Here is an 11,495-nt window from a genome sequence, read left to right as displayed (position 1 = left end):
CTTTAAGCTTTTTTTTATTATACCATTAAACTATTTGAGCAGAGGAAACCTCTCCAGAACCGAATAAATTGAACCTTTTGCAGTCAATGTACTTTTCATTAAAACGAACTCTTTAACCTCAAACTGGAAATTAAAAGAGTTTTCAGAAAACTTCTTTAAAATCTTCTCAAAAAAATACTTCCCATTCCTGTGATTCTTCACTCTTGCTAAGGTTATGTGAGACTTAAACTGTCTTTCTTCCCTTTGAAAACCAAGACTGGCGGTCTCCTCGTCAATCCTTTCTGCTAATCTCCTAAGTGTCTCTGTATTTTCTGTGCCAATCCATATGACTCTTGGTTTTATTTTATCCGGGAAAACTCCAGGAGTAGTAATCTTCAATGTAAAATTAGAAAACTCACTTGATAAGGATTTCAAAGTAGATATTAAATCAGGGATAATTTTTTCTTCAACTTCACCAAGAAATTTTAATGTAATATGAAAGTTTTCTTTCTGAACAATATTAACTCCATCAATTGTTGATTTGAAACTGGTCAGTTCTGCAAGAAACTCTTTAATTTCTCGAGGAAGTTGTATTGCTATGAAAAGACGCATAAAATATCATAACAGAAGAAAAACTCTTATTAAAAGATTGCTAAGGACTCCTGCCAGAAAATCATCAATCATGATACCAAATCCACCACCTATTCTTTCAGCCTGCCTTATGGGAGGTGGTTTTACAATATCAAAAAATCTGAAAAGCACAAATCCTGTAATCAGAACATTCAAGTTTAACGGAAGAAAAATCACTGCTGTGAGATAGCCTGCAAACTCATCTATCACAATACAGGAAGGATCTTTAATACCCAGATGCTTTGCCAGTATTTCCGAAGAAATTGTTCCCAGAATAAATGAACTCAGTAGCATGAATAACACAATCGTATCATGGGGGTTAAAAATCCATAAAAAAGCCATTGCAAAAGCAGAAGCCAGTGTGCCTGGTGCAACAGGACAGTATCCAATAAAAAAAACTGTAGCAATAATCTTTGAAAGCATTAAAAATTTCACTTTTTTATTATGCTTAACAGTCTTAGTTTAGTCAACAATTGAGAAGAATCTAAATTTGCTGACAAAAATAGAAAACTAATGTTTCAAAGGGGTTTATAGATTTGTCATTCCGAGCTCCTTCTCTGTCATTCCGAGCCTGCCCATACTTTGTCATTCCGAGCGAAGCGAGGAATCTCCTCCTTTCTCACTATTTCAGAGATTCCTCGGGTGGGATGCCACCCTCGGAATGACAATGAAAATGGCATTGAGCCCCTCGGAATGACAGTTTCTATCTTCAATTTCAGAGAGAATTGAACTGTTATTGACAAATAGGTTACACTTCATTATAATTCACTAAAAAAGTTTATGGAGGGAGAGATGGATACAGCACTGGTAGTAAGTGAAAAAAAAGCAGGTGGAGATACAAAAATTCTTCAGCTTGTCACATTTACTCTTGGTGGGGAAGAATATGCTGTTGATATCCTCAAAGTTCAGGAAATAAACAGAATGAAAGAAATAACAAGAGTTCCCAATGCTCCATACTATGTTGAAGGCGTTATAAATCTTCGTGGAAAAGTTATTCCTGTTGTTAGTCTGAGAAAAAAATTTGGTCTTCCAGAGGAAGAAGAAACGGCAAAACAAAGAATTATGATAATGGATATTCAGGGTATAACCATCGGACTTATTGTTGACTCAGTCTCTGAAGTTCTAAGAATATCCACTGATATAGTTGAACCACCTCCACCAATGACTTATTCTGTAAGTTCAGAGTTTATATGGGGAATTGCAAAACTTGAAGACAGACTTATTATACTTCTTGATATGGACAGGCTTATTGGTAAAGAAGAAAGCGAAGGAATGGTTGAAGCTGCAGAAAAGGTAGCTATTGAGTAATAAACTTCCAGTATCTCTTTTGGTGCTGTCGTCCGCTTCTCCAGCACGGCTTCATATTCTCATCGCGAAATGAATAAATTTTGCCTGTTGATATGTTATGAATTGATCTTGCAATAATAAAAAATTCACCCTTTTTTGAAAAAAACTTAGCACCATGAACAACCACTTCATCTCCAAGATTGAGTTCTATTTTTTCCTGCTCAATGTACCATCCTGGAGCTGTGATAATATTGTAAATTTTATCATGCTTTGTGATTCCTATCACCACAGGTCCACGGTCCCTCTGGATAATTTCAGCAATTTTACCTTTAATGGCAATTTCTGTGTTGGGATCATAACTTTCCTCCCATTCTTGAGCTTCTGCAACTTGACCTATGGTTATCAGAAAAATCATTATTAAAATACTCCATTTCATTGCATTAATCCTTAAAAGGGGGCATAGGCCCCCTTGATTTTTTACCATCCACAGATTCTTCTGATGTTTAATCCTCTTTTACCACCTGGTGCATAGGGAAGTCCCATTTCATAAGCCTTCTTGTGCATTTCAACTTTTAAGCTTGCTCTTTCCTGTTCTTTTTGCTTGATTGCATTCCAGTCAGGGTTTGGTTGTGCCCAGAGGGTCAAAAGCTCACCCCTTAGCTGTAAATCCTTCTGATAAAGTGGCTGAACTTCCTTACAATACTGCTGTGCCTTGGCTGGGTCAACTCCTACTGGATACCGTGGTCCCATCCCTCTCTGAGCAAAAGATACACCTGCAAATACTGTTAGTGCTGTTAGTAATGCAACCACTGTTAAAAACTTTTTCATTTCTTACACCTCCTAATGAAAAATAATAATATTAATTAAGAGGGGCAATGCCCCTCTTGTTTTACCAGCATCTTCCACAATTTCCAAATCCTTGCATTCTACCAAATCCATATCCGTATCCTGTCCCATACTCCTGTGCCTTTTTCTTCATTTCTACTCTGAGCTGTGTCAATTCCTGCTGTTTCTTACCAATAGCGTTCCAATCTGGATTTGGCTGTGCATAAAGCTGTGCAAGCTCTCCTCGTAACTGAAGCATCTTCTGTCTGAGTGATGCTGTGTCATTATAAAATTTTTGAGCCTTTTCAGGATCAACATTAGCATAACCAGGACAATTATAACCGTATCCACCATATCCAGGTCCTCCACCTCTCCATGCATAAGCTGCACCAACCAAAGCAACTGCAAACAGAGCAACCAAAGCTATTATGAGTGTTTTCCTCATCTTCTTTCACCTCCTTTTTGTTACTTTTCTTTACTTCTTTAGTTATCAATTACCATGCCAGAATTCAAATGTATTGATTTTATTAGGTTTTATTATGAAACCGTGGATAACCAAAGCCTTTATTTTTACAAAATTTGCATTATTTTTTGCAAAATTTGCAAACTTCATTGGTAATGTAAGCAAAATCCTCAATTGAAAGTTCTTCTGCTCTTTTCATTGGATTTATACCGATTTGAGTTAAAAATTCTTTTGGCTTCTCAATAACTAATTTTAAAGAGTTTGCTATCATTTTTCTTCGCTGACCAAAGGCTGATTTAACGATCTTAAAAAACATCTGTTTATCAGCTACTTTTACAGCTGGACTGGGTCTTCTGTCCATCTTTATTACTGCTGAATCTACTTCTGGTGGAGGAGTGAAAAATTTAGGAGGAATATAAAATTTTATTTCAGGCACAGTATAATACTGAACAATAATACTCAGGGCAGAGTATGCCTTTGAGTGAGGAACTGCAACAACTCTTTGAGCAACCTCCTTTTGAACTGTTAAAGTCATTGAAATAAGATTCTTAGCTTCAATTAATCTGAAAATTATTGGTTTTGTTATGTAGTAGGGTATGTTAGCAACAACTTTAAACTCTCCAATTTCTTCATATGGAAATCTGAGAGCATTTTGATTTACTATCTTTAAGTTTTCCCTTTGAGCAAATCTTTCCTTTAAAATTTTAAAGAGCACAGGATCAATCTCAATTGCTATAACTTCCTTTGCATTCTGAATTAATAAATCTGTTAAATCGCCCATTCCTGCACCAATCTCAACAACTCTGTCCTGAGGTTTAATCTCTGAAACCGTAACAATCCTTTGAAGAATCTCCTTATTTCTTAAGAAATGCTGTCCAAGCTTTTTACCCATTTATTAGCTTTAACTTTTCTATATTGATTGTTAAGGTTCTATTTTTGTAATAAACAATAATTCTGGAAGGCATTACAAGTGAAGTTTTATCCTCAGTCTGAAACTCTTTAAAATTATCATAAGTTATTAAAATTTGCTGATTTTCAAAAGTAAAGCTCTGGCTTACGGGTATAAATCCTTTTTTATTTAGCATAACTTCTCTGTCGCTATTTTTTTCCTTCAAAATAAAGTTATTGTCTTTTTCATTAATCTCAAAATCACCAACCCACCACATAAAACCCTTTCTTACTCCGGTTAAAATTTGCTTTACCTTATCTTTTTCTATTGGTAGGGTCGATGATACTTCTTCATCTTTCTGATAAACTTCACCTGCAGGAAAGCCTATGTAATAAATGCGAAGAAGTGTTTCATTTTTGTTGATTTTAAGTAAAGCATCTCCACTGAGAAGATTTCCCTTGCTTTCGTAATCAATAGCTAAGGAGCTCTCAATGCTCTGATAATTCTGCATTTTTTTTATAAAATCATGAACATCCTCAGCATAAAACTCTTTCAAAATCTCAGGCTTCTTCTCAGCACAACCCAAAATAAGAAGTATCACAAAACTAATTGTCAATAATCTCAAGAAGTTCATTTATTGACCTCACTCCTTTTATGTTTAAGTTATAATCTTCTTTAAGTCTTTCAAAGTTGCTTTTAGGAATAATTGCCTGTTTCATACCTATTCGGTATGCTTCTTTTAATCTTAACTCAGTTTGAGATATCGCACGAACCTCACCACTTAATCCAACTTCACCAAAAATAACAGTTCTCTCAGGCAAAGGCACATCTCTGAAAGAGGAAACAATGGCAGAAATTATTGCTAAATCTGAAGCAGGCTCTGTAATTTTGAGTCCACCAACTACATTTACGAATATATCTGCACCTGCAAGATTCACTCTTCCACGCTTCTCCAGCACTGCAACCAGAAGATTTACCCTCTGATAGTCAACTCCAATATAGTTCCTTCTTGGCATGCCAAATTGAGAAGGTGCCACCAGAGCCTGTATCTCTGTAAGAATTGCCCTTGTACCCTCAATTGTTGCCGTAATGGCTGAGCCACTGCAGACTCCATGTTCGGATAGAAAAATGAGGGAAGGATTTTCAACCTCTGAGAGTCCTTGCGAAGTCATCTCAAAAACACCTATTTCATTGGTTGGTCCAAAACGGTTTTTTACGCTTCTTAAGATTCTGTAGGCATGTCCTCTGTCTCCTTCAAAATAAAGAACTGTATCTACAAGATGCTCAAGCACTCTTGGACCTGCTATTGCTCCTTCCTTTGTCACATGACCAATTAGAAAGACAGGCACACCCGTGGATTTTGCAAAATTCATAAATTTTGCTGCAGAATCTCTAATCTGACTTACAGAACCAGGTGCTGAAACTACTTCTTCAGTGTAAACTGTCTGAATTGAATCAACAATTAGCACAGCTGGTTGAGTTTCTTTTGCACATTCAATAATTTTCTCAACAAGGGTTTCACTTAGAAGCAAAATTCCCTCTGAACTAATTCCGAGCCTTTCTGCTCTAAGTTTTATCTGGGTAAGAGATTCTTCTGCTGAAACATAAAGAACTTTACCATACTGCACTGAAAGATTAAGGGATGCCTGTAGCAGTAGCGTTGATTTTCCAATACCAGGGTCTCCTCCAATAAGAATAAGAGAGCCTTTAACTAATCCGCCACCAAGAACTCTGTCAAGTTCACCAATTCCAGTTAAAAACCTATCCGATACTGTAATTTCAATGGAACTAATGGAGACAGGCTGAACAGTTTCTGATAAAGTTTTTCTTTCAGCTCCTGCTTCTATAGTTTCCTCAACAAAGCTATTCCATGCGCCACAATCAGGGCATCGGCCAATCCACTTTGGTGAAATATATCCACAGCTCTGGCACTGAAAAAATCTTCTCAGTTTTACCTTCATGCATTAATGATAATTTATTTTGCTATAAATACACAATTGCCATAACCATTGCACCTGTTATGGCACACATGAGTAAAACTGGAATCAAAACCGCTTTTATAAACTGTGCTTCCTCTTTTCCTCCAACACCAATTGTTGCAGCCGCATTTGTAATCTTAGAAGGAGTTATTGCAGAGGCTATTCCTCCACCAACTGCGTGGGCTGCATAAATCCACATAAAAGCATTTGCTCCAACTGTTGAAAGTGTTGCCTCCCATTGAATCTTTGCAAAAAGAACATTTGACGCTGTTTCACTTCCGCCCACAAAGGCACCAAAAAGACCAAGAAAAGGTGCAATGAAAGGATAGGCAGGACCAAAGACATTTGCAAGGGTGATTCCAATAATTCTGTCCATATTATACTGAGCAAAATATTGAGATGGAACAAGCTTTCCATTAGAAACTTCCATTGCAGACCATGCCATAATGAATGCGACAGCGAAAAAAAGTGAGTAAGCCAGAAATGGTCCCCATATTCTTGTTATCCAGAGTTTAAAGACATTGCTTAATTGCTTTCCTGATGGTCTTAGTATAAATACTGAAATAAAAGAGACAAACATTATCCAGAACCAGACATTTCCAAGAATGTTGAGATCTTCTCTTTTATCGGCGATGATTCTAATTACCTCTGTCTGACCCAGAACATTTTCAAGCTTCGTTTTTAACGAAGGAATATTTACAATGAGCGAGATTATTATTAGCAGAATAAATGGTAGGCAGGCTATAAAAACTTCTTTATTAAAAACAGCTCTGCTTTGCTCCTGGCTGTTATTCCTGCGATAAATAAAATAAACTGTGAGCATGGTAATTAATCCAGAGATAATTCCTATAATCTCTACTGGAAGAATTCTGAAACCGGCTATTATCAGAGCAGAAAATGAAAGCACAAGCCCTGAAATCAATGCCGCTTTCCAGTTTTTCTTTATAGCTTCTTTCCCTCCCACAACTTTAAGCATTAAAAAAGCAAAAATTACTGAGATTACAGGTAATAAAACAGTTACCTTGAAAGTGTAATCCCAGATAAATTCATTAAGGCTTTCTATGCCAGGAGGTTTAATGCCAAATGCCATTGCAACTTTTGAAGGCAGAGTCAAAGGGATTGTAAAGAGAGCAAAGGAAGTGAGAGGGTCGTAGCACAGAATGCTTACGCCAATGGCTGCAATAGGGGAAAAACCGAGTAATAAAAAAATTGGTGGAAACATTGCAGGAGTTACCATTCCCAGTGCTGTGCTTAAAGAACCAAATCCCATTCCAATAAAAAGAGTCTGTTCCTCCTTATTTCTGGCAATTCCCTTTACATACTCAATGATTTTCTTTAATGCCCCTGTTTCTCTCATTAAAAATATCAAAAACATTGTAAATACTACAGCTAAGGATATTCCAAAGGCTTTCACAATTCCCGTAAGTGTAGCACCCCATACAACATTCCATGGAGTTTTAAAATAGTAAACTGCTACAATTACAGCAAGAACCCATCCTACTACAGAAACAAAGCTCCCTGAACGATAAAAAACGAGCATACCTATTAAAACCACAAGAATCGGGAAAATAGCTAAAAAGAAATCCATCTTACCCTCCTTTTAGAGTTGAAAATTTCAAAAAAGTTTAATATTTTAAACAATTTTTCATTATAAAAATCAACATGGTATAATTTTAAAGTTGCTGAGAGAAAATATTATTTCGAGCCTTTGCCTTGTCATTCCGAGCCAAAGGCGAGGAATTTGAGAATACTGCAACGCCCGAGCTTGTTGGACTCACAATCACGGCAGAGGCAATGCTTTGTTAATTCTATTCGGCAATCTTAGGATAAACCGAAACAAGGAGGATTTATGAATCGCACACTTATAGCTATTTTGAAAATTCTTGCAAAGGAAAATAAAATAATAGGCTCAAAAGAAATTGCAAAAAAATTAAAGATGTATGGTGTAAATTTATCAGAGAGAACAGTTAGATATCATCTGAAAATTCTTGATGAGAAAGGCTTGACAAAAGTCTTTGGTAAAGAGGGCAGAGTTATAACTGAAAAAGGCAGGCAGGAGCTTGAAACTGTAAGCACAGTTGAAAAAGTTGGATTTATCATAAATAAGATTGAAACGCTGAGTTATCTTTCTGATTTTGATATAAATTCATGTAAAGGCAAGATTATTGTCAATCTCAGCTACATTCCAAAAAGCAAACTTAAAAAAGCTCTCAAATCAATGGAAAATGTCTTTAACTCTTCACTCGTAATGAGCAATAGAATTCTTTTTATAGAAAAAGATGATGAGACTGTTATTGTCCCTGATGATCATGTTTGTATAGGAACAATATGTAGTGTCACGCTCAACGCTATTTTATTAAAACATGGAATACCTGTTATATCAAGGTTTGGTGGAGTGCTTGAAATAAGGGATGGACAGCCTTATAGATTTAATGCCCTCATAAGTTATGACGGAACATCACTTGACCCACTGGAAATATTTATAAGAGGTAAGATGACCGATGTTTCAGGTGCCATCAAAAACGGTTATGGAAGAGTTCTTGCAAGCTTTAGAGAGATTCCAACTGTTTGCCTAAATAAAGTTAAAGAGATTTATGCAATAATGCAGGACAAAGGATTTCAGGGAATTCTTATGTTTGGCGAGCCAAATCAGTCTTTGCTTGACATCCCTGTTGGAATAGACCGGGTTGGTATTATAGTCGTGGGAGGACTGAATCCCATTGCAGCAGTTGAAGAATCTGGCATTCAGACATATACTTCAGCTATCTCCACACTTTGTGATTATCAGGCAATGATTGATTTTAAAGAACTGAACGAAACTGTGAAATAATGCAGATAATAACAACCCATCTTAATGCTGATTTTGACGCTCTTGCTTCTTGTATGGCAGCAAAAAAACTTTATCCAGAGGCAGTTGTCGTGCTACCTGGCTCAATGGAAAAGAAGGTTAAGCTTTTTTTTGAAACTTTCAAGCCCTTTGAAATAAAAAAAATAAAAGAAGTTGATTTAGATAAAGTGAAAACCTTAATAGTTGTTGATACAAGAAGCGTTCAAAGAATTGGAGAACTTGCCCAACTATTAAAAAAACAACTAAAAGTTCATCTTTATGATCATCATCCTAAGGGAGAAGATGACATAAAAGCAGATTTTGAAATAACAGAGCAGATTGGTGCTCTTGCATCCCTTTTTACAGAAATTTTCCGTAAAAAGAATATTCCTATAACCCCTCTTGAAGCAACTCTTCTGTGTCTGGGAATTTATGAAGAAACAGGATGTCTTCTTTTCCCATCAACAACTGAAAGAGATGTCCTATCAGTGGCATATTTACTTAAAAGAGGAGCAAATTTGAATATAGTTTCACAATTTCTTAAGGAAGAGCTTTCACGGGAAGAAGTATCTCTTCTTAATGAGATTCTTAACTCCCTGCAGGAACATTTAATTAATGGAATAAGAATTAACATCGGTCATGCTGTAAAAGAAGAGCCTCAGGACATCTCTCACATTGCTCATAAAGTAATGGACATTATTGACACAGATGCGCTTTTTGTCATCATTGAAATGGAAGATAAAATTTTGATAATCGGAAGAAGTAACACTCCGCAGGTTGATGTAGGTTTAATTTTAACTGAATTTGGAGGAGGCGGACACCGGGCTGCAGGAAGTGCCACTTTAAAAGAAAAACCTGTTAATTTAATTATTGATGAGCTTGTCAAAGTTATTAAACAGCAAATAAAGCCAGAAAAAGTTGCCAGAGATTTAATGACAACTCCGGTAATCTCTGTTCAATGGGACAGAACAATCAAAGAAGTTGAAGGAATGATGACAAAATATGGCATAAATGCCATGCCTGTAATTAAAAATAATAAATACATTGGAGTAATCACAAGAGGTGTGGTTGAAAAAGCAATTTTTCATGGACTGAAACAATCAAGAGTTGGAGATTTTGCTACAACAGATGCCTACACTGCTGAGGAAGACACTCCATTATGGGAGGTAGAAAAAAACATGGTTGAACTTAATCAGAGATTTGTTCCAATTGTCAAAGATGATAAAGTGGTGGGAGTTATTACCAGAACCGATATACTGCGTAATTTATATGAAGAATTAATAAAAAAATTTAAGATTTCAAAGCCTGTAGAGGTCGAAGAATCAAGCAAAAATGTAGCAAAGCTGATGAAAGAGTTTTTCTCTGAAGAAATTTATGAAATTCTCACTACTGCTGGAAAACTTGCTGAAGAAATGGGATATGGAGCCTATCTGGTAGGTGGCTCAGTGAGAGACCTTATTATGAGAAGACCGAGTCCTGATGTAGATATTGTAGTTGAAGGAGATGGCATAGCTTTTGCACAGGAGCTTTCAAAAAAAATAGATGGCAAGGTAATTCCTCATCCAAGATTTGCTACTGCCAAGATCTTAAAAGAAATCATAAGAAATGGTGAAAAAAAGAGCTTTTACATAGATATTGCAACAGCCCGAACAGAATACTATGAGTCACCAGCAGCTTTACCAAAAGTTGAAACTTCATCCATCAAAAAAGATTTATATAGAAGAGATTTTACAATAAATGCTCTGGCTGTCAAACTAAATTCAAAAAACTTCGGATTGCTCATAGATTTTTTTGGTGGACAGAGAGACATAAAAGACAAAAAAATAAGAGTGCTTCATAACCTAAGCTTTGTGGAAGACCCTACCAGAGCTATAAGAGCCATAAGATTTTCAGAGAAATTGGGATTTAAAATATCAAAACACACTGAAAATTTAATAAAACTTGCGGTTAAGATGAGCATTTTTGAGAAACTTAAAGGACCAAGACTTTATGAGGAACTCATTTTACTTTTAAAGGAAACTCAACCTCATCACTCAATAAAAAGACTTGCAGATTATGGTTTACTCAAAATCCTTCACCCTTCCTTAGAAGAAAAAAAACTTTACAGTGAACTTGCAAGAGCTTATGAAACTGTGCAAGCCATGGAACTCCTTTTTTTAAAAGAAAAATACAGAAAAGAATTAATCTATTTAATGGTCATGCTCTGGAACCTGGAGGATCATGAAAGGCAGGAGTTTCTTCAAAAAATATGCGTTCCAGAGAATATAAAAAAGGAAGTTATTGAAAATATTATCTCCGCTGAGAAAGCCCTGCAGGCTTTTCCTTCTGAAGAGTCTCCTGTAGAAATATATACACTCTTAAGCAGTTTGAACATAGAAATAATAATTTTGATGATGGTTTATGCACAGGAGCAGCAAAAAAAAGCAATTTCTTTCTATCTTACTAAGCTTAAAGAAATAAAGCCCTTATTGCGTGGAGAAGATCTAAAAACTCTTGGAATTCCGCCTGGACCTATTTATAAAAAGATTTTTGATGAAATTTTAAAGGAAAAGCTCCAGGGGAGACTCCTATCAAAAGAAGAGGAGATAGAGTTTGCAAAAAATTTTGGAAAATAAA

General features: G+C 36.0%; 12 protein-coding genes. 3 read left to right on the top strand and 9 right to left on the bottom strand.

What is annotated here, in order from left to right:
- Positions 1 to 30: 30 nt before the first annotated feature.
- Together thpR and V4D30_RS09775 are read right to left on the bottom strand one after the other, a co-directional pair.
- Positions 31 to 591, bottom strand: a complete 561-nt coding sequence (gene thpR, locus V4D30_RS09780; protein ID WP_353684139.1) for an RNA 2',3'-cyclic phosphodiesterase — start codon at positions 589 to 591, stop codon at positions 31 to 33.
- Positions 592 to 597: 6 nt separating this feature from the next.
- Complete coding sequence (locus V4D30_RS09775; RefSeq protein WP_353684138.1) at positions 598 to 1,044, bottom strand: phosphatidylglycerophosphatase A; 447 nt, start codon at positions 1,042 to 1,044, stop codon at positions 598 to 600.
- A 357-nt stretch (positions 1,045 to 1,401) separates the two neighbouring features.
- Here V4D30_RS09775 and V4D30_RS09770 point away from each other — a divergent pair, with 357 nt between their 5' ends.
- Positions 1,402 to 1,917: a chemotaxis protein CheW gene (locus tag V4D30_RS09770; protein WP_353684137.1), complete on the top strand. Its 516-nt coding sequence runs from the start codon at positions 1,402 to 1,404 to the stop codon at positions 1,915 to 1,917.
- On the opposite strand, the gene V4D30_RS09765 is transcribed toward V4D30_RS09770, so the two are convergent.
- The 7 genes from V4D30_RS09765 to V4D30_RS09735 form a co-directional block, all read right to left on the bottom strand.
- Positions 1,907 to 2,311, bottom strand: a complete 405-nt coding sequence (locus tag V4D30_RS09765) for a hypothetical protein (RefSeq protein ID WP_353684136.1) — start codon at positions 2,309 to 2,311, stop codon at positions 1,907 to 1,909. The two genes, V4D30_RS09770 and V4D30_RS09765, sit on opposite strands and share 11 nt — an antisense overlap.
- 62 nt (positions 2,312 to 2,373) lie before the next feature.
- On the bottom strand, positions 2,374 to 2,724 hold the full coding sequence (locus V4D30_RS09760) for a hypothetical protein (RefSeq protein ID WP_353684135.1): 351 nt from the start codon (positions 2,722 to 2,724) through the stop codon (positions 2,374 to 2,376).
- Between the two features lie 61 nt (positions 2,725 to 2,785).
- Positions 2,786 to 3,166 carry a hypothetical protein gene (locus tag V4D30_RS09755; RefSeq protein ID WP_353684134.1) on the bottom strand — a complete coding sequence of 127 codons (381 nt, stop codon included), beginning with the start codon at positions 3,164 to 3,166 and terminating at the stop codon, positions 2,786 to 2,788.
- Positions 3,167 to 3,305: 139 nt separating this feature from the next.
- Positions 3,306 to 4,076: a 16S rRNA (adenine(1518)-N(6)/adenine(1519)-N(6))-dimethyltransferase RsmA gene (rsmA, locus tag V4D30_RS09750; RefSeq protein ID WP_353684133.1), complete on the bottom strand. Its 771-nt coding sequence runs from the start codon at positions 4,074 to 4,076 to the stop codon at positions 3,306 to 3,308.
- The gene (locus V4D30_RS09745) at positions 4,069 to 4,707 is read right to left on the bottom strand and encodes a hypothetical protein (RefSeq protein WP_353684132.1); all 639 of its coding nucleotides are present in this window, start codon (positions 4,705 to 4,707) and stop codon (positions 4,069 to 4,071) included. Before V4D30_RS09745 ends, rsmA begins: the two co-directional genes overlap by 8 nt.
- Complete coding sequence (gene radA, locus V4D30_RS09740; protein ID WP_353684131.1) at positions 4,679 to 6,034, bottom strand: DNA repair protein RadA; 1,356 nt, start codon at positions 6,032 to 6,034, stop codon at positions 4,679 to 4,681. Before radA ends, V4D30_RS09745 begins: the two co-directional genes overlap by 29 nt.
- A gap of 22 nt (positions 6,035 to 6,056) precedes the next feature.
- Complete coding sequence (locus tag V4D30_RS09735; protein ID WP_353684130.1) at positions 6,057 to 7,640, bottom strand: L-lactate permease; 1,584 nt, start codon at positions 7,638 to 7,640, stop codon at positions 6,057 to 6,059.
- Between the two features lie 261 nt (positions 7,641 to 7,901).
- Here V4D30_RS09735 and V4D30_RS09730 point away from each other — a divergent pair, with 261 nt between their 5' ends.
- Both V4D30_RS09730 and V4D30_RS09725 read left to right on the top strand, forming a co-directional pair.
- Positions 7,902 to 8,882 carry an NrpR regulatory domain-containing protein gene (locus V4D30_RS09730; RefSeq protein WP_353684129.1) on the top strand — a complete coding sequence of 327 codons (981 nt, stop codon included), beginning with the start codon at positions 7,902 to 7,904 and terminating at the stop codon, positions 8,880 to 8,882.
- Complete coding sequence (locus V4D30_RS09725) at positions 8,882 to 11,494, top strand: CBS domain-containing protein (protein ID WP_353684128.1); 2,613 nt, start codon at positions 8,882 to 8,884, stop codon at positions 11,492 to 11,494. Before V4D30_RS09730 ends, V4D30_RS09725 begins: the two co-directional genes overlap by 1 nt.
- Position 11,495: the final 1 nt, after the last annotated feature.

The organism is Thermodesulfovibrio sp. 3907-1M (assembly GCF_040450955.1).
GTDB lineage: Bacteria > Nitrospirota > Thermodesulfovibrionia > Thermodesulfovibrionales > Thermodesulfovibrionaceae > Thermodesulfovibrio > Thermodesulfovibrio autotrophicus.
The sequence above is the reverse complement of the archived record's forward strand: the minus strand, read 5'-3'. Positions and strand labels throughout refer to the sequence as shown.